Here is a 19,430-nt window from a genome sequence, read left to right as displayed (position 1 = left end):
CCCGAGTTGCCGTGGTGCGAGCCAATGCGGCGCGGGCGGGGTCGACGCGGGTCGATCCCGCCGCGGCCCCATCAGCCGACGTCACCGTGCACCGGCCAGGTGGCGCGTACCCCGTGCTGGTGCAGGTCGGTGAGCCAGCCGATCACGTCGGTGCGGACCTGCGCGTCGGCGGCCACCTCGGGCGGCACGACCTCGTCGAGGCCGAGCATGGCATCCACCGCACCCGCCGGGGTCCGTGGCGCGGCGGCCAGCGCGGTCCGATCCGCTCCGCCAGTGGGTCGTCGAGGGGAGCGACCGGCCGTCGTCGGCGCTGCCCTGGGCGAACCGGATCCAGGCGGCGACGACCAGCGCCGCCCACCGGGCCGGCCGTCCGGCCGCGCGCAGGTCGGCGACCGTGTGCAGGATGCGCTGCGGCAGCTTCTGCGATCCGTCCATCGCCACCTGGAAGGTACGGTGCCGGATCGCCGGGTTGCCGAATCGTGCCAGCACCTGTTCGCCGTAGTCGACCACGTCCACCCCGTCGGGCGGGACGAAACTGGCGGCCACGTCCTCGGCGATCAGCCGGCGCAGCACGGTGTCCAGGTGCGGCAGCGCGAGGGCCTCGGCGATCGTGTCGCAGCCGGCCAGCGCGCCGAGGTACGCGGTCGCCGAGTGCACGCCGTTGAGGGCGCGCAGCTTCAGCCGCTCCCACGGGCCCGCGTCCGCGCAGAGCACCGCCCCGGCGCGGTCCCAAGCGGGCCGACCGCCGGGGAAGTCGTCCTCGATGACCCACTGGGTGTACGGCTCGGCCGCCACCGCCGCGAGATCCTCGACGCCGAGCGCCCGCTGGGCTGCCGACAGGGTCTGCGCGGTGCTGGCCGGGACGATGCGGTCCACCATGGTGCCCGGGAAACCGACCTGCGCCTCGACCCAGTCGACCACATTGTGCGGTGTGCCGGCGTACGCTAGGGACTGGGTCACCAGGCCGCGCAGCCGGCGGCCGTTGGCGGGCAGGTTGTCGCAGCTGACCAGGGCGGATCGGCCCGGCGTCGGCGGCGGCGCGGGCCAGCAGGCCACGCACCAGCAGCCCCGGCACGGTGGCCGGCGGTCGCTCGGTGGTCAGGTCGGCGACCAGGTCGGCGTCGGGACGCAGCGTGCCGGCGGCCGGATCGAGCTGGTACGCCTTCTCGGTCACGGTCAGCGTGACCACCCGGATCGCCGGGTCGGCCAGCAGGGCCACCACCGCCTGCGGATCGGCGGCGGCCAGCCGCACCCCGGCCAGTGACCCGACCACCCGGGTGCGCTGGTCGGCTGCGGAGAGCGTGCTGACGCTGAACAGGTTGTCCTGGTCGGTCAGGGTCGCCACCAGCGCCGCGTTGCGGGGGGCCACGCCGACGATGCCCCAGTCGCCGCCGGCCAGGCCGATCGCCTGCTCGGTGTAGACCGCCTGGTGGGCGCGGTGGAAGGCGCCGAGCCCGAGGTGCACCACGCCGGCCGGCACGGTGCCGGGGCGGACCAGTGGGCGGGCCTCGGCGGGCAACCTGCGCACCGCGCCCAGCCCGAGCCGGGACGCGCCCACGGTCACCGCCATGCCGGGCCGTCCGGGAAGCGGAAGGTGGCGATCGACTCCGGCCGCATGGTGGCGCTGTAACCGGGCGCGGTCGGCAGCAGGTAGCGCCCGTCGCGGGTGCGCACCGGGTCGACGAAGTGCTCGTGCAGGTGGTCGACGTACTCCACCATCCGTCCCTCCAGACTCGTGCCCACCCGCAGGTAGTCGAAGATCGCCAGGTGCTGCACGTACTCGCAGAGGCCGACACCGCCGGCGTGCGGGCAGATCGGCACCCCGAACTTCGCCGCCATTAGCATTTCGGCGAGCACCTCGTTGACCCCGCCGACCCGGCAGGCGTCGATCTGCATCACGCCGATCGCCTCGGCCTGCAACAGCTGCTTGAAGATGACCTTGTTGGCGGCCACCTCGCCGGTGGCGACCCGGCACCGTCCGTCGGTCAGCTCGTCCATCGCACGGGCGATCCGGGCGTGGCCGAGGATGTCGTCGGCGTGCGTCGGCTCCTCGATCCAGTACGGGTCGACCTCGGCCAGCGCCGTCATGTTGGTGATCGCCTCGTCGACGTCCCAGACCTGGTTGGCGTCCATCATCAGCAGCGCGTCCGGGCCGATCTCCGACCGGATGATCCGGGCCCGCCGCAGGTCGTCGGCGGGCGGCCCGCCGACCTTCATCTTCATCGCCCGCCACCCCTGCGCGTACGCGGCCCGGGTCAGCGCCCGGACCTTGTCGTCGGGATAGCCGAGCCAGCCCACCGAGGTGGTGTACGAGGGGAAACCGTCCCGCTCCAGCAGCGCCAGCCGGTCGGCGAGCCCGTCGCGTCCCTTTTCCAGGATCGCGGCTGCCTCGTCGGCGGTGAGCGCGTCGGTGATGTGCGTGAAGTCGACGTTGGCCACCAACTCGTCGGTGGGCAGCTCGGCCAGGTAGCGCCACATCGGCTTGCCGGCCACCTTGGCCCGCAGGTCCCACACCGCGTTGACCAGCGCGCCGGTGGCCATGTGGATGACCCCCTTCTCCGGGCCGAGCCAGCGCAACTGCACGTCGGCGACGAGCGAGCGCCAGAACGCCACCGGCTCGGCGGTGATCTCCGCCAGGCCCCGTCCCCGTACGTGGTGAGCCAGGGCCTCGACGGCGGCGCAGGTGATCTCGTTGCCGCGGCCGTTGGTGAAGGTGAACCCGGCACCGGTCGGGCCGTCGTCGGTGCTCAGCTCCACATAGGTGGCCGAGTAGTCGCCGCGGTTGATCGCGTCGGAGCCGTCGCCGCTGGCGGCGGTGGGAAACCGCACGTCGTGCACGGTCACCTCGGTGATGCTGGTCATGCCCTCTCCCCGAACTTGAAGACCCGCTTCGGCAGCCGGTACGCCAGGTCGACGATGGTCTCGGCGGCCTCGTCCATGGGCAGCCGGTGCTCGGCGACCAGCCGGGCCAGGAAGCCGGCGTCGACGCGGCGCGCCACGTCGTGGCGGACCGGGATGGAACAGAACGCCCGGGTGTCGTCAACGAACCCGGCCGTGTTGTAGAAGCCGGCGGTCTCGGTCACCGACTCCCGGAAGCGCCGCAGCACCTCGGGGGAGTCCAGGAACCACCAGGGAGCGCCCAGCAGCAGGGCGGCGTACCCACCGGCCAGGGGCGCCAGCTCCCGGGTGAAGGTGTCCTCGTCGAGGGTGTACAGCACCACCCGCAGCCGGGGATCGTTGCCGTACGCGTCCAGCAGCGGAGCGAGCGCGTGCACGTACTCGGTGACCTGCGGGATGTCGCCACCCACGTCGCGACCGTGCCGGGCGTGCAGCCAGCGGTTGTGGTTGCGCACCGCGCCCGGGTGCAACTGCATGACCAGGCCGTCGTCGAGCGACATCCGGGCGAACTCCAGCAGCATGTGGGCCCGGAACGCCTCCGCGTCGCCCGGCTCCGCCGCGCCCCGCCGTGCCCGGTCGAACAGCCTCGCCGCGTCGGCACCGAGATCGAGGGTGCGGGCGGTGGGGTGGCCGTGGTCGGAGGAGGTGGCACCGGCGGCGATGAAGGCGGCCCGCCGCGCCCGCAGGGCGGCCAGATAGCCGGCGTACGTCCCGGTGTCCTCTCCGGCGATCTCGCCGAGCGCGTCGACGTTGCTCGACCAGCCCTCGAAGTCCAGGTCGACGACGTTGTCGGGGCGGAAGGTGGTGACCACCCGCCCACCCGGGCCGCCCCAGCCGTCGGCGGCGAGCTTGGCGTGCCGACCCAGGTCGTCAAGGGGCGACTCGGTGGTGGCGAGCACCTCGATGTTGAACCGTTCGAACAGTGCCCGGGGCCGGAAGCCGGGCTCGGCGAGCCGGGCCGCGAGGGCGTCGTACACATGGTCGGCGGTGCCCGGGGTGAGCCGGGTGTCGACCCCGAACACCTCGGTGAAGGTCTGCTCCAGCCACAGTCGCGACGGGGTGCCCCGGAACAGGTGCCACCCGGCGGCGAAGCGACGCCAGATCCGCCGCCCGTCGGTCTCCACCGGGCTGCCGTCGCGACTGGGCACGCCCAGTTCGCCGGGGGAGACGCCCTGGCTGAGCAGCATCCGGGTCAGGTAGTGGTCGGGCACGATGAGCAGCTGCGACGGGTCGGGGAACGGCTGGTCCTCGGCCAGCAACGCCGGATCGACGTGCCCGTGCGGGGAGATGATGGGCAACCGCGCCACCAGCGCGTACAGCTCCCGGGCCAGCGCGCGTTGGCCCGGCTCGGCGGGGAGGAGCAGGTCGGGTCTGGTCGAGGTGGGCACGGGCAGCGGCTCCTGTGGTCGGTGTCAGTCGAGGGTGAGCAGGTCGGCGACCCGCACGGGGGCGCCGGTGTCGAAGGACCGGTTGGCGGCCAGGCCGGTGAGCAGGGCCAGCGCCCCGTCCCGGGCGGTCGCCGCGCGGTGCAGCGGATCGGGTACGCCGCCGAACAGCACCTGGGTCATCCGGGCGTCCGCCCCGCCGTGCCCGTGCCGGGTGTAGCCGTCGACCTCGATGCGTTGCGGCGGTGCCCAGAAGGGGCGCAGGGTCAGCGTGGCGGCGCCACCCTCGGCGGCGGCCTGGTCGCCGTGCAGCGCGGCACCCTTCAGCGCGCCCGCGGCCGCCGGGCTGACGAACTCGCTCTCGGTGACCTCCAGTTCGAGGCGGCCCCGGCTGCCGTTGACCATCACCCGGTATCCCTCCCAGGGCGCGTACGCGGTGAGGTGGTAGGTCATGGTCGCCCCGGTGGAGTAGGTGGCCAGCACCGCCATGTCGTCCTCGATGCTGACCCCGGGGGCGAAGACGTTGCGGTCGCGGTGGTAACCGTCCTCGACCTCGGCGTCCAGGTAGAGCTCGCGCAGTCGGGGGTGCTCGGCCAGCCGCAACGCGAACGGGTCGTCGTCGGCGGCCGGCGAGGCGTGCGCCCGGTCGTAGTCCCGAGCGTAGCCGTGCCGGCGGCCGTCGTCGCCGTAGAAGAACAGCCGGCCGGCCGCGTACACCTGCACGGGTGTGGCGTCCAGCCACCAGTTGACCAGGTCGAAGTGGTGGCTCGCCTTGTGCACCATCAGGCCGCCGGAGCTGGCCTTGTCGCGGTGCCAGCGGCGGAAGTAGTCGGCGCCGTGGCGTACGTCGAGCAACCACTCGAAGTGCACCGAACCGATCTCGCCGACCGCGCCGTCGGCCAGCAGCCGCCGCAGCTGCTCGTGCAGCGGGTTGTAGCGGTAGTTGAAGGCGACCGTCACCCGTCGGCCGGTGCGACGTACCGCGTCGAGGATGCGCTGGCAGCGCGGCGCGTCGGTGGTCATCGGCTTCTCACAGACCACGTCGCAGCCGGCCTCCAGCGCGGCCACCACGTACCCGTCGTGGGTGACGTCCACGGAGGTCACCAGCACCACGTCGACGCGCTCCTTGGCCAGCATCGCGGTGAAGTCACTCGCGTGGTAGGTCGGCACGGGCCGGTGGCCCAGCTCACCCAGCCACCGGTTGTGGGCGTCCATCCTGGCCTGGTTGACGTCGGCGAAGGCGACCAGCTCGGCGGTGTCGGCGTGCTCGCGCACCAGCGCCCGGACGAACATCTCGGCACGGGCGCCGGTGCCGACCACGGCGTACCGGGCCCGGGTGCCGGGTAGCGGTGACACGGAGCGATCCTCCTCGATCTTTCTGCAAACCTTTGCATCGAAGTAACCACGGTCGATCGGCTCGCGTCAACGACGGCGGAAAAATCGGCGGCCTTTGCCCCGATTGAAGGGCTTACCTGTGCATGACAAGCGGTCTGCCGAAACACAGTTGTAACCATCCACCGTTGACAGTGGCACAACCGTTTGCATTAATTGGCGGCACCGTGACCGCCGACACATCGACGAAGGGGGCCTGGATGCCAGTCACCATCAGGGACGTCGCCCGGGCCTCCGGAGTGCACATCTCCACCGTCTCCCGCACCTTCTCGGCACCGCACCTGGTCAACCCGGAGACCCGGGTACGCGTGCTCGCGTGCGCCGAGGATCTGGGTTACCGGCCCAATCGCGCGGCCCGCGCACTCATCACCGGCCGTACCCACAACATCGGGCTGATCATCGCCGACATCGCCAACCCCTTCTTCCCGCCACTGATCAAGGCGGCGGAGAGCCAGGCCCGCCACCGCGACTACCACGTCTTCGTCGCCGACACCAACGAGGACGCCGCCGCCGAGGAGGAACTGGTCCACGCGCTGGCCAAGCAGGTCGACGGGGTGCTGCTGTGCAGCCCCCGGATGAGCAACAGCCTGATCGAGCAGCTCAGCCGGGAGGTGCCGCTGGTGGTGGTGAACCGGCAACTGGCCGGGCTGCCGTGCGTGCTGATGGACGTCGGTCAGGGCGCCCGCTCGGCCATCGAGCACCTCGCCGGCTTGGGCCACCGGCAGATGGCGCTGCTCGCCGGGCCGCGCGGCTCGTGGACCAGCCGGGAACTCCGGCGGGCGGCCAGCGCCGCCGCCCGGGCCGCGGGTGCGGACCTGACGGTCCTCGGTCCCAACCCGCCCACCGAGACCGGCGGTCTCGCCCAGGCGGAACAGGTCCACCGGGCCGGCGTCACCGCCGTGCTCGCCTACAACGACCTGATGGCGATCGGCCTCCTGGAAGGGCTCGACGCACTCGGGGTCCGGGTGCCGCAGGAGATCAGTGTCGTCGGCGTCGACGACATCTCCCTGAGCCGACTCACCCGCCCCAAGCTGACGACGGTGGCCACGCCAACCGCGGCCGCCGGCCGGACGGCCGTCGACATGTTGCTGCAACAGGACACCGATCTCCCGCGTACCGCGCGGGGCGGCGGTGCCACCGTGGCAGTCGGCGTCCGTCGCACCACCGCACAGGTAATGCTCCAGACCGAGTTGGTCATCCGCGACTCCACCGGGCCGGGCCCCTACGCCGGCCGGGAACGTCCCGGAACCGCTGCCGCTGGCCCGGGCCCGCATCGCCGTGCGGACCCGGGCAACCCGGTCGTGGCCGCCGGTGACGTGGTCGCCTCCTAACGCCAAGGAGTGAGCGCACATGCACCCCGCAACACACCCCACCGCCAGCGCGTCCGACGGGCGCACCTACCGTACCCTCCTGCCACGCCGCCGGTTGCTGCGCGGCCTGCTCGCCGCGGTCGTGGCCCTGCCGCTGGTCGGCGCGGCGGCGGCCTGCGGCGACGACGCCGCATCCGACGGCAAGACCAAGATTTCGATCTTCTGGTGGGGTGGTGACGCCCGGGCCCAGCTCACCGAGCAGGCGCTGGACCTCTACACCCAGAAGAACCCGGACGTCGTCTTCGAGAAGGTCTGGCAGGCCAACCAGGGCTACTTCGACAAGCTCGCCACGCTGACCGCCGGCGGCAACCCGCCGGACATCTTCCAGATCGACGACAACTTCCTCGCCGAGTACGCGGCCCGCAACGCCACCCTGGACCTGGCGCCGTACCAGGACTCCGGTGCCCTCGACACCTCCAAGTTCCCGCCCAGCCTGCTTCAGTACGGGGTGGTCGACGGCAAGCTCGCCGGCGTGGCCGCCGGGGAGAACACCCAGGGTCTGGTTTACAACAAGACGCTGCTGACCAAGAACGGCCTGCCCGAGCCGACCACCGGGATGAGCTGGGAGGAGCACATCGCCTGGGCCGAGCAGGTCAGCGAGAAGACCGGCGTACCCGGCACCCAGGACCCCAGCGCCGACTACAAGGCGCTCTGGGTCTGGCTGCGCCAGCAGGGCAAGGACCTCTACGCCGGTACTGAACTCGGGTTCACCGTCGAGGACGTGACCAGGTGGTTCGAGCTGTGGAAGGGGGCCCGGGACCGGGGTGCCACGCCGACCCCGGACGTGATCCACGAGGGCAACGCCACCGACATCACCAAGCAGCTCGTGGTGACCGGCAAGTCGGCGACCTCCTGGGTCTGGGTGAACCAGATGCCGGAGTTGAAGAAGAACACCTCCGACGAACTCGGTGTGATCGCCTACCCGGGTGACCCGAGCGGCCAGTGGGCCCGTGCCTCGATGTACTGGTCGGTCTTCCGGGGCAGCAAGAACGCCGACATCGCGGTCGATGTGATCAACTTCCTGGCGAACGACCCCGACGCGGTCAAGCTGCTCGGCACCGACCGGGGCCTGCCGTCCAACCTGGACCTGCGCCGGGTCATCAGCGACGACACCACCGACGAGGCGATGAAGCAGTCCATCGCGGTGGAGACCGAGCTGGCCAAGACGTTCGGCGAGGCGCCGCAGGTGCCGATCAAGGGCCACAGCAAGGTCCGCGCCGAGCTGACCAAGGCCGCCGAGAACGCGCAGTACGGCCGGGCCACCCCCGCCGAGGCCGCCGCCCAGTTCGTCGAGGCATGCAAGGCGGCAATCGCCTCCTGACCCGCCGCACCACCCGGAGAGGAGCAGTTCGTGGCCCTGACCACGGCGCCCGACCCGACCCGACGCGGCACCGGATCCGTCCGGCCCGACGCCAACCGGCGCGGGACCGGACGGATCCGGCACGGTGAAGGTCTGGCCGGATACGTTTTCCTGTCGCCCTGGCTCATCGGTCTGATGGGCATCACGGCGCTACCCATGCTGTTGTCGCTGTATCTCAGCTTCACCGACTACGACATCCTCACCCCGCTGTCCGAGGTGGAGTGGGTCGGGCTGGCCAACTACGAGCGGATGTTCACAGGCGATCCGTCGTGGTGGCACTCGGTACGGGTGACACTCAGCTTCGCCCTGATCGCCGTACCGCTGAAACTGGCCGCGGCGCTCGGGGTGGCCCTGCTGCTCAACCGGGCCTGGCGTGGTGTCGGGCTGTTCCGCGGCCTGTTCTACCTGCCGTCGCTGCTCGGCGGCAGCGTCGCCCTGGCCATCGTCTGGGTCAACATGTTCAACCGGGAGGGCGCGTTCAACTCGTTCCTCGCCCTGTTCGGCATTCAGGGCAAACCGTGGGTGAACGACCCGGACTGGGCGCTGGAGACGCTGATGGTGCTGGCCATCTGGCAGTTCGGCGCACCGATGGTGATCTTCCTGGCCGGGCTCAAGCAGGTGCCGACCGAGCTGTACGAGGCCGCCTCGGTCGACGGGGCCGGCCGGTTCCGGCAGTTCGTCAACGTGACCCTGCCGATGCTCTCCCCGGTGATCTTCTTCAACCTGGTGCTGGAGACCATCAACGGTTTCCAGGGTTTCACCGCCGCGTTTGTGCTCAGCAACGGCACCGGCGGGCCGGTCGACTCGACCCTGATGTACACGCTCAACCTCTACATCACCGGCTTCACCGACCTGGAGATGGGCTACGCCTCCGCGATGGCCTGGGTGTTCCTGATCGCCATCGCCATCATCACGGTGGTCTTCTTCAGCACCGGACGGTTCTGGGTGCACTACTCCGACGGGGAGGACCGCTGATGGTGGCCGGTACCGTCGCCCCGCCGGGGGCGACCCGCCCGCAACGCCCCCGCAGCCGCTCCTGGCTCCGGCTGGTCGTGCTGCTGGCCATCGTCGCGGTGGTGCTCTACCCGCTGTTCTGGATGATCGGCACCTCCGTCAAGTCGCAGGAGGAGATCGTCAACAACATCGGTCTGCTGCCCCGCGACTTCACCCCGGGCAACTACCTCGACGGGTGGACCAACTTCGACGTCAGCTTCGCCCGCTTCTTCCTCAACAGCGCCCTGGTCAGCCTGCTCACCGTGGTCGGCAACGCGGTGAGCTGCCTGCTGGCCGCGTACGCCTTCGCCCGGCTGAGGTTCCGGCTGCGCGGGCTGTGGTTCGCCGTCATGATCGGCACCCTGCTGCTGCCGGGGCACGTGCTGATCGTCCCGCAGTACATCCTCTTCCGCACCCTCGGCCTGGTCGGTGGGGAGTGGCCCTACCTGCCGCTGCTGATCCCGCAGTTCCTGGCCACGGAGGCGTTCTTCGTCTTCCTGATGGTGCAGTTCATGCGCGGCATCCCCCGCGAACTGGACGAGGCGGCCCGCATCGACGGCGCGAACGCGTTCGGCATCTTCCGGCACGTGATCCTGCCGCTGAGCCGGCCCGCCCTGGTGACCACCGCGATCTTCTCGTTCATCTGGACCTGGAACGACTTCTTCCGGCAACTGGTCTTCCTGTCCGACCTGAGCGACTACACCGTCCCGGTGGCGCTGACCCTGTTCATCGACTCGACCAGCCAGAGCGCGGTCGGTCCGATGTTCGCCATGGCGGTGCTGTCCCTGCTCCCGGTCTTCGGATTCTTCGTGGCCTTCCAGCGGATGCTCGTCGAGGGGATCAACACCAGTGGACTCAAGGGCTGACGCTCGCACCGGGCGACGCGAGCCCGGGCGGGACTGGCGGGACACCGTCAGCGACGCCGCCGACCTCGCGTTGCTGGGCATCCTGACCGTGCTGGCCGCAGCGCCGGTGCTGACCGCCGGTGCCGCGATCGGCACCGCCAGCGCGACCGTGCACGACTGGCTCACCACCGGCAGTTGGCCGCCCGCACGGCGTACGCTGTCGCGCTTCGGACGGGGACTGCTGCCGGGCGTACCGGCGGTCCTGGTCGGGCTGGCCGCCGCCGGGCTGCTCGTCGCGGACCTGGTCGCGGTGGCCACCGGCCGCGTCCCGGGCGGTACGGTGGCGCTGGTCGTCACCATCGCCGTCGCGGCGTCCCTGCTCGGCTACGCCGCCGCGATCGTGGTCGAGGTGGGGCGTGCCGGCGGCACCGGGTGGCGGTCGGCGGTCACCCGGGCCGCCCGCGCCTGCCTCGACCACCCCGCGAACTGGGCCGCGCTCGCCGGCACCGCGCTGGTCGTGGTCCTGCTGGGCGTGCTCGTCACCCCGGTGGCGGTGCCGATCCTCGCCGGGTACGCGCTGGCCGCCGTGCACGCGGTCGCCCGCCGTCGACACGTCACCCGCGTGGAGCTGTCGTGACCGACCCACAGCTTTCCGTCGACGGTACGCCGGTCGCCCGGTACGTGCTCGCCCCCGACCTGGACGCCCGGCACGGGCCCCGGCCGTACCTGCATCCGGTGCGCACCCTGGCCGGCACCCCGGTCACTGACGCGCTGCCCGCCGATCACGTGTGGCACCTGGGGGCCTCGCTGGCCGTGCAGGACGTGGCCGGCACCAACCTGTGGGGCGGGCGGACGCGTGCGCGGCACCGGGTACACCTGGCGCGCCGACCACGGCCGGATCGTGCACACCGGCTGGACGCACCGGGCCGCGGACCGGCTCGACCACCAGCTGCACTGGTGTGACCCTCCGGCCAGGTGCTGCTCACCGAGCGGCGCGCGCTGGCCGCTGCGGCGGTGCCCGGTCACCGGAACGCGTGGCGGCTCGACGTGACCAGCACCCTGACCGCGCCGGCCGACCGGGACGCGTGCTGGGCAGCCCGGCCACCAACGGCCGCCCCGGCGGGGCCGGCTACGGCGGGTTCTTCTGGCGGGCGGTTGCCGCCGAGCCACCCGAGGTGTTCACCGCTGCGCGCCATGGCGAGGAGGCGGTCAACGGGTGCGCCGATCCATGGGTGGCGATGACCGGGCGGGCGCCGGAGGGCGGGGCCTACACCCTGGTCTTCAGCGGTCTCGGGCCGGGCGACAGGTGGTTCGTGCGGACCACGATGTACCCCGGGGTCTGTGTGGCCTTCGCTTTCGAGGAGACCGCCACGATCCGCGCGAACACCAGCCGGCACGGTCACTACCGCGTCGTCGTCGCCGACGGCCAACTCGACCGCCACACCGCCGCCGCCCTCACCCGCTGACGCCATCGAAGGCACCACGATCTGTGGCGGTCCAGGTGGTCGACACGCCGCTCGCGGAACTCCCGCACCGCCACGGATTCCTGGCCGCAGCGCCACCGTCGGTCAACCGGCGCCCAGGCAGACGAACGCCGCCGCGGTGGCCCGGGCGGTGCCGTCGCCGGCGGCGACGAATGCCTGCTGGGCCTCGGCGAGGGCGTGCGCCGGTCGGGCGCCGGCCCGCATCCGCCGGTGCAGGTCCAGCATGAGCGCGGTGGTCGGGTCGGCCGGCACCGGTAGCACCGTGGCGATCAGGCACCGGGTGCCCAGGGCCAGCAGCACCGCGGCGAATCCCATCACCTCGTCGCCCGGGCGAATGCCGGTCAGCCCCGACTCGCAGGCGGAGAGCACCACGCAGCCGGGTGGACGGGCGACGCGTTCCCACTCGTACGCGAACAGCGGTCCCCCGGCGAGCTCCAGGGTGGAGAACTGTGGATTGTCCGCGCGGAACGTGCCGTGAGCCGCGATGTGCACCAACCCGGCACCGTCCAGTGCCCGGGTGAGCGCGTCGGCGGTGGCGTCCGCCCCGGTGAGCAGTTGGGCTCCCGGCAACACCCGGGCGAGCCGGCGGACCTCGGCCTGCCCGGCCGGTAGCCGCGGGCCGCTGGCCAGGACCGGTGGTCCGGTCGCCGCCTCGCGTCGATCCGCGCCGAGCCATACCGTGGCCGACGGGGCGACCGTGACGGCGCGACCGGCACAGGTCGGCAACTCGGCCCAGCCGACGGCATGCAGCTCACCGACCGGAACGACCACCAGGGGCCGGTCGGCCAGACGGCGTCGCACCGGATCGAAGAGCTGACGGTCGAGTGCCGCGGCGGCGTGTGCGGCACCGGCCTGCGCGGCGGCCGAGTCCCCGGTGGTGATCAGTCGGCGTAGCCCGAACCGGTGCCATCGGACCAGCTTCGCCGCCTCGGCGAGCGGGCCGAGGTCGTGCAGGCTGACCCGACCGTCGCGGACCAGCACCGCCCGGAGCCGATCGCCGTGCGCCACCAGTTCGACCAGCACGCGCGAGCCGAGCCGCTCGGCCAGGGCGTCCACGGTGGGCGGGGCGACCACCTCGCTCCCGCCGGGCATCCGCCGGGCAAGGTCGCGGATGCGGTGTTCGAGTCGGCCTGCCGGCCGCGCAGGGCACGTACCGGACGGTCGGCCAGCACCGCGTCCTCGAGCAGCCCGCTGACCATCCTCAGCTCGGCGAGCGTGGCGACCAGCTCGGGGTCATCGGGCGGGAGCGCCGAGCGCATGCGCAGCGTGTTGGCGCGCCACCGCTCCGACCAGGCGAGGACCCGGGCCGGTGCGCCGGCGCGGACGGCGACGTCCAGCCCTTCGGCCGCCAGTTCCTGCCCGTACGCCCCGCTGTGGGCCCGCAGTTCCGTGGCGCCGAGCGAGGTGCGGTGCCGGTCGAGCACGGCCAGTCCGCGCCGGAGGGCGCGGGCCGCGCCGGACTCGTCGCCGCTCAACCGGCGTGACAGTGCCAGGGCGTACCAACCCTGAGCCCGTCGGGGAGCGGTGCCCGGCCCCGCGCCCGGGCGGCCCGGCCGAACAGCTCCATGGCGCGGTCGGTGCGGCCCGTGGCAGCCGCCAGCAGACCGGCGTCGATGCGGGTGATCAGCGCGGGATCCGGCCAGCCGGTGGCGTCGAGCTGGTCGGCGGTCCGGACCATCGCGGTGAACAGGGCCGGCGAACGGGTTCCCTGGCGGAACTCGGCGCGTAGCTCGACGTGCCGGGCGAACGCGGCCCAGGTCCGGCGGCCCTGGCGCCGGAACTGGTGCGGGCGGCCGCCGCAGCTGCGGTCGCGGTGTCCAGGTCACCGGCGAGCAACGCGGCCCGGGCCTGGGCCAGCAGCGCCTCGGCGAGATCGGAGGCCATCCCACGGCGGCGTAGTTCCCGGATCGCCACGGCGGCGACCTGCACCGCCTCGTCGACCAGCGGCACTGACAGCAGCAGCTCGACGCGGTCCAGCAGCAACGCCGGCCGGGGCACGGCCAGTCGCCGGTACTCCTCGCCGACGTCGGCGAAGCAGCGCAGCGCGGCCGCGATGTCACCGCGCCGGCCGGCCGCGATCCCACCGTTCCAGCGGGCGTCGGCCGCCGCCAGGTCCAGGCCGAGTCCATGGAAGACGGCCGCCGCCCGGGAGAGGTCGTCCGCGCCACCGACGGTGCCCCGGTGGGCGTTGAGCAGACCCCGGTTGTTGCGGGCCCGTGCCTCCAGCAGCAGGTCACCGTCGCGTTGGGCGATGTCGATGGCGTGGCCGTAGTCGCGAACCGCTTCGTCGTATCGTCCGCGGTAGTGCAGTACCACCCCGCGCTGCATCCGGGCACGCCCGGCGTCCGCACCGGTCAGCTGGGGCAGCGCGTCGGTTACGGCCCGCAGCGCCGCCGCGGTACGGCCGGCGTTGGCCAGTACGTAACCGAGACTCATCTGCGCCAGCGCCCGGGTCCGGGCGGTGCCGGCGGTGCGTACCGCCCGTCGCAGGTGACGTAGCGCGCCGGGTAGATCGTTGAGTTCCCGCAGAGCCAGGCCGATCGCCCGGTCGGCGGTGGATCGTTCGTCGTCGTCGGCGGTGCTGGCGGCGAGCACCCGCTGGGCGATCGCGATCGCCTCACGCGGACAGCGCTGGACGGTGTCGAGCGCCGCCATGGCGGTCCCAGCACCGGCGTCGGTGCTGCCGGGCATGGACAAAGAGTTCCCCATTCATGACGGTGCGTCAATGTCGACCGCCCCGGCTCATCGCCCTCGCCGGCCTGGGCTGGCCATTCGATCAATTGACATCCGCCGATTACTTGGAAGAATCGGGGAGGTCCGGGGGACTTTCGCCGCGTCGACCACCGGTGGCGCGTGCCGCTGCCCGGACCGTTCTTGGAGGACCTCGTGCTTCCTGATCATCGCGTCGCGTCGCGTCCCGAACCCGGGCTGTCCCGACGGTGGCTCCTGGCGGCGTCCGCCCTGGCTACGACCGCGGTGTCGCTCGGCGCCGGACTGCGTCCGCCGCCAGCGCGCGGCGACCTCGACGACGACAAGGCCTACCAGCTCGCGTTTGCCGAAGCGCTCAACGCCGATCGCGAGGTGCGGCGGCACACCACGTCGGGCCGGGAGATCCTCTACCGACCCCGGCAACTGCTGACCGCGGACGCGGACACCTGGCGGGTCGCCGCCTGGCTGCGCAACGGCGGCCACGCGGTGACCGTCGCCGACCGTTTCGCCGGTGTCACCCGGCTGCTGTTCGCCGGGGAGACCGACATTCCCGGGGTGGTGACGAGGCTGCGCGATCCCCGGCAGTGGCCCGGCCAGCCGGTGCCCGCGGTCCAACCGCACCACGTGCTGCTCGGTCTGGGCAACATCATGGGCAATCCGGGCGGACCGCCCAGGACGGTCGCTGCCCTGCCGCCACCGGATTCGGCCCGGCTCGGCGAGGGGGCGGGGGTGACGGTCGGCATCTGCGACACCGGCATCTGGCGGCAGGCGGGCGACGTCCACCCGGAGTGGCTCGGCGGCGCGTACCTGCCGGAGTCCGACGACGAGGACCCGCTCTACGTCCACGGCGACGTGCTCGCCCCGCAGGGCGGTCACGGCACGTTCGTCGCCGGGGTGGTCCGGCAGGCCGCGCCGGGCGTGCGCGTCGACCCGGAGTCGGCGCTGGGCCCGACCGGCGTCGGTGACGAGGCGATGCTGGTGGCAGCGCTCGGTCGGCTCGCGCCGGAGGTGTCCGTGGTGAATCTCTCGCTGGGCGGTTTCACCCTCGACGACCAGCCGTCGCTGCCGCTGGCCAACGCCGTGGCCGGACTACCGTCGACGACCGCGGTGGTGGCGGCGGCCGGAAACGCCGGCATCAACCGACCTGTCTGGCCGGCCGCGCTGCACCGGGTCCTGTCGGTCGCGGCGGTCGCCGCGACCGACACCGGCCCGGTGCCGGCGACCTACAGCGGCTTCGGACCGTGGGTCGACGCCTGCGCCCTCGGCCAGCACGACAGCACGTTCGTCGACGGCCGGTTGCCGTTGCCGGGTCGGCCGACCCGGCGGTTCCGCGGGTTCGCCACCTGGGCCGGTACCTCGTTCGCGTCGGCGTACGTCGCGGGTCGGCTCGCCGCACTGATGACCACCGCCGGCCTGAGCGCCGAGGCGGCACGGCTGGCGTTGCTCGCGGCGCCGCGCTGGCATCCCGACTACGGTGTCCTCGTCGGATGAGCGCCCGGACGGGGATGTCGTGCTGACCGATCGCAGCGCCACCGACCTGGTGTCCGCCGCGACGCACGGGGATGAGTCGGCCTGGGCCGAGCTGGTGCGCCGGTACACCCCGCTGGTGTACTCGGTGATCCGGTCCCACGATCTGGGCGGCGCCGACGCGGCCGATGTCAATCAGACCGTCTGGTTGCGGCTGGTGGAACACCTGAATCAGGTACGCGAACCCGAGGCGCTGGCCGCCTGGCTGGCCGTGACGACCCGGCGCGAGTGCTACCGGATGTCCCGCCTCGGCCGGCGTACGCAGCCGGTGGACCCGTCCGACGGTGCGTTCGAGGCGTACCACGGGACCTGGGCGGACGTCGCGGCGCCGGACGAGGACCTGCTGCGAGCCGAGCGGCGCCAGGCGCTGCGGGAGAGCTTCGCCCAGCTTCCGCCGCGGTGCCAGGAGCTGCTTTCGTTGCTGACCGCCGATCCGCCGCTGACCTACCGGGAGGTCGCCGGTCGGCTGGGCCTGCCGGTCGGCAGCATCGGGCCGACCCAGGCCCGCTGCCTGCGCAGGCTGCGCGACTCCCCGGCCCTCGCGTCGTACCTTGAACCGGGCGGGACGACCGGACGGAAGTGGGGTGAACGCGATGGAGCCGTGGCCGCCGGTCGATGACGACCGGTTGAAGGCGGAGCTGGGCGCGGCGCTCTGGGACGCCGGGGGAGTTCCCGAGGAGTACGTCACGGCGGCGCGGGCGGCGTTCGCCTGGCGGACGGTGGACGCCGAACTGACCCTGGCCGAGCTGGTCTTCGACTCGGCAAGTGGTGCGGAGCCGGCCGGGCTGACCCGGTCGGCGGGTTCCGTGCGTACCCTTTCCTTCCGCGGTGGCCCCGTCGTCGTGGAGATCGAGGTGACCGACGCCGGGATCGTCGGGCAGCTCTCCCCGGCCGGCGGCGGTCGGGTCAGCGCCCGCACGACCAGCGGCACCTACGAGGAGGCCCCGGTCAACGAGGTGGGCCTCTTCTCCCTGGGTGCTCCGCCGCCCGGTCCGATCCAGCTCCGGGCCGACGCGGGCGGACACACGGTGGTCACCGACTGGGTCTGCCTGCGCTGACGGGGGCCGCGGGTCGTCCGGCCCGCGGCCCCCGCGAGGGCGTCGGGACTATCGCCTGCCGGTGCTGATCAGATACTGCACGCCACCGAGGTCGGCCCGCCTCTCGCCGTTGTTGTCCGGCCCGAACTGGGTCACGTTGAACGCGATCTCCCCGTCGGACTCGGCCTCGGCCGAGAAGAGCAGCGAGAACCGCAACCGCTCACCGGGGTTCAGCTCCAGGTTCCCCAGGAAGGCCCGGGTGGGCTCCACGATCTCCACCTGGGTCCGGCCGACCGGGCGTATCCCCGCGCCGACCGCGCCACCGGCCCGCCAGCGCTCGAAAAGTTCCGGACCGAGGTCGACGACGACCCGACCGCCGATGGCCCGCAGCGGCTCGGCGGCCGCGAAGGTCACCTCGTTCCTGGAGGGCACCCTCAGCGTGTTGCCGATGGCGAAGGGCCGCACGACCGGTCCTGCGCCCGGGTTCAGCAGGACCGAGTCGACGTTGCGCCACGCGATGTTGTTGTTGTGGCTGGCGTTGATGGGGATGCTCGGACCCTCGACGGTCATCGGGTCGGAGTCGGAAATCCAGCGGGCGATCAGGCAGAAGTGACCCGGCCCGGGCACTCCGGTCCACGGGATGGTGACGGTCGTGACGCCCGGGGCGGCGATGACGCTGCTGGCCCCGATCTCGGTCCAGTGGGTCGGCCAGGTCGCGCCGCCGCCGGGCGTGGTCCGGTAGACCCGGAGCACGCCGCTGCCGACGCCGGAGCCGTACGGGCCGGGATTGCGCAGCTTGACGAAGACGTAGTTGGTCACCCCGACGATCGGGTTCTGGCTGGTGGCGCACTCGACGGCGGTCGGGCAGACCTTGATGTCGGGGCTGATCCACAGCGGCTCGAGCAGGTGCGGCTCGACCCCGACATCGGCGGCGACATCCTTGATGTAGACGTCGGTGCGGGCCGTCGCGGCCGCCCGCTCCGACGCCGGGAAGGGTGCGGCTGCGGCTGCGGTGACCGCCAGCAGACTGGTCAGCGTCGCTCCCGCGAGGACCACCAGGGCGGCTCTGCGGACACGTCTTCCTGCACTGCTCATGGCAGGTCTCTCCCATCGACGGGGGCTGGGCCGACGCGGTTCGTTTCCGTACCGTGTCGGCGCGGTTTCGTCATTCAGGAGCGGGAAGACGGGCTGGAAATACCGTCGCCGGGGCACCGCGCTGTCAGATGGCGCGACGACCGGCAAAATGTCCCCGGATCGTGTGGCCCGCGACCTCGGTCAATCAGGCAGCGCCTGGCAGGAGGAGCGGACGACCAGTTCGGTGGGCAGCCGGATGTGGGTGTCCCGTTCGACGCCGGCGATCAGGTCGATGAGCAGGCGCAACGCCTCGGCGCCCATCCGCTGCAGCGGCTGCATTATCGTCGTCAGCGGCGGGTTGACCAGCGCCGATTCCGGGATGTTGTCGAAGCCGATCACGGAGAGGTCGTCGGGGACCGACAGGCCCAGGCTCCGGGCGACGTCGATCGTGGAGATCGCGGAGAGGTCGTTTCCGGCGAAGACGGCGGTCGGGCGGTCGGGCAACGAGAGCAGCTCGGCGGCGGGCTCGGCGGCGCTGTCGACCCGGAACCCGCCGACCCGGACCAGCCGCTCGTCCACCGTCACGCCCGCGTCGGCCATGGCCTGCCGGAAGCCCGCCTCGCGGAGCCGGGACGATTCGAGGTCGGCGCGTCCGCTGATGTGCCCGATGCGGCGGTGGCCGAGGGACAGCAGGTAGTTGGTCGCCAGGACGGCACCGGCGAAGTTGTCGGAGTCGACGGTCGGCAACCCCGACGGGCCGGTGTGCGGGTCCACAGCCACGACGTGGAAGCCCTGCTTGGTCTCCACCACGGTCGGTGTGACGATCACGGCGCCGTCGATGAGCGTGCCCGACAACCGGGCCAGCGAGCGGCGTTCCCAACCCACGGCCGTCCCGGCGCCGTCGCCGCCGGAGTACGCCAGCAGTTGGTAGCCGGTGCCGGCGACCTCCACGCTGGCGCCCTTGAGCAGTTCGGTCGAGAACGGCTCGAACTCGGCGACCAGGATGCCGAGCACGTTGGTGCGATGGCTGCGCAGGCTCTGCGCCCCCAGGCTCGCCTCGTAACCGAGTTGACGGATGACCTGCTGGACCCGTTCCACGGTCGCCTGTGCCACTCCGTAACGGCCGTTCACCACCTTGGAAACGGTCGCCACGGAGACGCCGGCCGTACGGGCCACGTCCGACATCTTGACACGCTGGGGAAACGCCACGCCGATGATGATAGAGGGCCGGCGGGCCGGTTACGTAGACGAGTCGAAAACGTTATCGACACCGATTGACACTGGATTACCTTGCTGAAAAACTCGCTCAGGCCGAGCACCCGACTGACTGGTCGAGGAGACATCGATGGCTATAAA

20 protein-coding genes and 1 pseudogene are annotated in these 19,430 nt (G+C 72.2%); 10 read left to right on the top strand and 11 right to left on the bottom strand.

Annotated elements, in window-relative coordinates; all coding sequences use genetic code 11:
* Positions 1-81: 81 nt before the first annotated feature.
* From ENC19_RS30825 to ENC19_RS28925, 5 genes and pseudogenes are all read right to left on the bottom strand, one after another.
* Complete coding sequence (locus ENC19_RS30825) at positions 82-1,056, bottom strand: mannitol dehydrogenase family protein (RefSeq protein ID WP_328824403.1); 975 nt, start codon at positions 1,054-1,056, stop codon at positions 82-84.
* A 28-nt stretch (positions 1,057-1,084) separates the two neighbouring features.
* A pseudogene (locus tag ENC19_RS30820) lies at positions 1,085-1,570 on the bottom strand (mannitol dehydrogenase family protein); the annotation flags it as partial.
* A complete protein-coding gene (locus ENC19_RS28935; protein WP_164450213.1) occupies positions 1,561-2,862 on the bottom strand; it encodes an enolase C-terminal domain-like protein in 1,302 nt (433 codons plus the stop codon). The gene ENC19_RS28935 and the pseudogene ENC19_RS30820, both read right to left, overlap by 10 nt.
* Positions 2,859-4,286, bottom strand: coding sequence for a glucuronate isomerase (gene uxaC / locus ENC19_RS28930; RefSeq protein WP_164450212.1), 1,428 nt, complete (start codon positions 4,284-4,286; stop codon positions 2,859-2,861). Before uxaC ends, ENC19_RS28935 begins: the two co-directional genes overlap by 4 nt.
* Positions 4,287-4,310: 24 nt before the next feature.
* Positions 4,311-5,639: a Gfo/Idh/MocA family protein gene (locus ENC19_RS28925; protein WP_164450211.1), complete on the bottom strand. Its 1,329-nt coding sequence runs from the start codon at positions 5,637-5,639 to the stop codon at positions 4,311-4,313.
* A gap of 236 nt (positions 5,640-5,875) precedes the next feature.
* Between ENC19_RS28925 and ENC19_RS28920 the strand changes: the two genes are divergently transcribed.
* The 7 genes from ENC19_RS28920 to ENC19_RS30810 all read left to right on the top strand — a co-directional run bounded on the left by ENC19_RS28920 (position 5,876) and on the right by ENC19_RS30810 (position 11,709).
* Positions 5,876-7,006: a LacI family DNA-binding transcriptional regulator gene (locus ENC19_RS28920; RefSeq protein WP_164450210.1), complete on the top strand. Its 1,131-nt coding sequence runs from the start codon at positions 5,876-5,878 to the stop codon at positions 7,004-7,006.
* A gap of 19 nt (positions 7,007-7,025) precedes the next feature.
* Positions 7,026-8,366, top strand: a complete 1,341-nt coding sequence (locus ENC19_RS28915) for an ABC transporter substrate-binding protein (protein WP_164450209.1) — start codon at positions 7,026-7,028, stop codon at positions 8,364-8,366.
* A gap of 30 nt (positions 8,367-8,396) precedes the next feature.
* On the top strand, positions 8,397-9,380 hold the full coding sequence (locus tag ENC19_RS28910; RefSeq protein WP_164450208.1) for a carbohydrate ABC transporter permease: 984 nt from the start codon (positions 8,397-8,399) through the stop codon (positions 9,378-9,380).
* Complete coding sequence (locus ENC19_RS28905) at positions 9,380-10,264, top strand: carbohydrate ABC transporter permease (RefSeq protein WP_164450207.1); 885 nt, start codon at positions 9,380-9,382, stop codon at positions 10,262-10,264. Before ENC19_RS28910 ends, ENC19_RS28905 begins: the two co-directional genes overlap by 1 nt.
* Entirely contained in the window at positions 10,248-10,880 is a 633-nt protein-coding gene (locus tag ENC19_RS31635) for a hypothetical protein (protein ID WP_164450206.1), read from the top strand. The genes ENC19_RS28905 and ENC19_RS31635 overlap by 17 nt, the downstream gene beginning before the upstream one ends.
* Complete coding sequence (locus tag ENC19_RS31630) at positions 10,877-11,206, top strand: DUF6807 family protein (protein WP_328824402.1); 330 nt, start codon at positions 10,877-10,879, stop codon at positions 11,204-11,206. Before ENC19_RS31635 ends, ENC19_RS31630 begins: the two co-directional genes overlap by 4 nt.
* A 122-nt stretch (positions 11,207-11,328) precedes the next feature.
* Positions 11,329-11,709, top strand: coding sequence for a DUF6807 family protein (locus tag ENC19_RS30810; RefSeq protein ID WP_309246104.1), 381 nt, complete (start codon positions 11,329-11,331; stop codon positions 11,707-11,709).
* Between the two features lie 102 nt (positions 11,710-11,811).
* Here the strand turns inward: ENC19_RS30810 and ENC19_RS28890 are convergent, their stop codons facing one another.
* Genes ENC19_RS28890 through ENC19_RS31155 form a run of 4 tightly spaced genes read right to left on the bottom strand, consistent with a single transcriptional unit; the run spans position 11,812 to position 14,418 of the window.
* Positions 11,812-12,708, bottom strand: a complete 897-nt coding sequence (locus ENC19_RS28890) for a CHAT domain-containing protein (RefSeq protein WP_164450205.1) — start codon at positions 12,706-12,708, stop codon at positions 11,812-11,814.
* Complete coding sequence (locus ENC19_RS28885; protein WP_164450204.1) at positions 12,609-13,202, bottom strand: hypothetical protein; 594 nt, start codon at positions 13,200-13,202, stop codon at positions 12,609-12,611. Before ENC19_RS28885 ends, ENC19_RS28890 begins: the two co-directional genes overlap by 100 nt.
* Positions 13,199-13,405, bottom strand: a complete 207-nt coding sequence (locus ENC19_RS28880; RefSeq protein ID WP_164450203.1) for a hypothetical protein — start codon at positions 13,403-13,405, stop codon at positions 13,199-13,201. The genes ENC19_RS28885 and ENC19_RS28880 overlap by 4 nt, the downstream gene beginning before the upstream one ends.
* Positions 13,351-14,418 (bottom strand): tetratricopeptide repeat protein, encoded by a 1,068-nt coding sequence (locus ENC19_RS31155; protein ID WP_164450202.1) that lies wholly within the window; start codon positions 14,416-14,418, stop codon positions 13,351-13,353. Before ENC19_RS31155 ends, ENC19_RS28880 begins: the two co-directional genes overlap by 55 nt.
* Positions 14,419-14,613: 195 nt before the next feature.
* Between ENC19_RS31155 and ENC19_RS28870 the strand changes: the two genes are divergently transcribed.
* Genes ENC19_RS28870 through ENC19_RS28860 form a run of 3 tightly spaced genes read left to right on the top strand, consistent with a single transcriptional unit; the run spans position 14,614 to position 17,021 of the window.
* Entirely contained in the window at positions 14,614-15,927 is a 1,314-nt protein-coding gene (locus ENC19_RS28870) for a S8 family peptidase (protein WP_281604406.1), read from the top strand.
* Positions 15,911-16,582: an RNA polymerase sigma factor gene (locus ENC19_RS28865; RefSeq protein ID WP_309246098.1), complete on the top strand. Its 672-nt coding sequence runs from the start codon at positions 15,911-15,913 to the stop codon at positions 16,580-16,582. The genes ENC19_RS28870 and ENC19_RS28865 overlap by 17 nt, the downstream gene beginning before the upstream one ends.
* Complete coding sequence (locus ENC19_RS28860; protein ID WP_164450201.1) at positions 16,557-17,021, top strand: hypothetical protein; 465 nt, start codon at positions 16,557-16,559, stop codon at positions 17,019-17,021. The genes ENC19_RS28865 and ENC19_RS28860 overlap by 26 nt, the downstream gene beginning before the upstream one ends.
* Before the next feature lie 48 nt (positions 17,022-17,069).
* Here ENC19_RS28860 and ENC19_RS28855 read toward each other — a convergent pair whose 3' ends face one another.
* Both ENC19_RS28855 and ENC19_RS28850 read right to left on the bottom strand, forming a co-directional pair.
* Entirely contained in the window at positions 17,070-18,095 is a 1,026-nt protein-coding gene (locus tag ENC19_RS28855) for a hypothetical protein (RefSeq protein ID WP_164450200.1), read from the bottom strand.
* Positions 18,096-18,275: 180 nt separating this feature from the next.
* The gene (locus tag ENC19_RS28850) at positions 18,276-19,283 is read right to left on the bottom strand and encodes a LacI family DNA-binding transcriptional regulator (protein WP_164450199.1); all 1,008 of its coding nucleotides are present in this window, start codon (positions 19,281-19,283) and stop codon (positions 18,276-18,278) included.
* Between the last annotated feature and the right edge of the window lie 147 nt (positions 19,284-19,430).

Source organism: Verrucosispora sioxanthis, from assembly GCF_010560025.1.
GTDB lineage: Bacteria > Actinomycetota > Actinomycetes > Mycobacteriales > Micromonosporaceae > Micromonospora > Micromonospora palythoicola.
The sequence above is the reverse complement of the archived record's forward strand: the minus strand, read 5'-3'. Positions and strand labels throughout refer to the sequence as shown.

Bases quoted from the DNA above. Each gene is read 5' to 3' on its own strand.
- ENC19_RS31155 (WP_164450202.1), bottom strand. From the start codon at position 14,418: ATGCCCGGCAGCACCGACGCCGGTGCTGGGACCGCCATGGCGGCGCTC.
- ENC19_RS28920 (WP_164450210.1), top strand. From the start codon at position 5,876: ATGCCAGTCACCATCAGGGACGTCGCCCGGGCCTCCGGAGTGCACATC.
- ENC19_RS28935 (WP_164450213.1), bottom strand. From the start codon at position 2,862: ATGACCAGCATCACCGAGGTGACCGTGCACGACGTGCGGTTTCCCACC.
- ENC19_RS28880 (WP_164450203.1), bottom strand. From the start codon at position 13,405: ATGGTCCGGACCGCCGACCAGCTCGACGCCACCGGCTGGCCGGATCCC.
- ENC19_RS28915 (WP_164450209.1), top strand. From the start codon at position 7,026: ATGCACCCCGCAACACACCCCACCGCCAGCGCGTCCGACGGGCGCACC.
- ENC19_RS28905 (WP_164450207.1), top strand. From the start codon at position 9,380: ATGGTGGCCGGTACCGTCGCCCCGCCGGGGGCGACCCGCCCGCAACGC.
- ENC19_RS28855 (WP_164450200.1), bottom strand. From the start codon at position 18,095: ATGAGCAGTGCAGGAAGACGTGTCCGCAGAGCCGCCCTGGTGGTCCTC.
- ENC19_RS28860 (WP_164450201.1), top strand. From the start codon at position 16,557: ATGGAGCCGTGGCCGCCGGTCGATGACGACCGGTTGAAGGCGGAGCTG.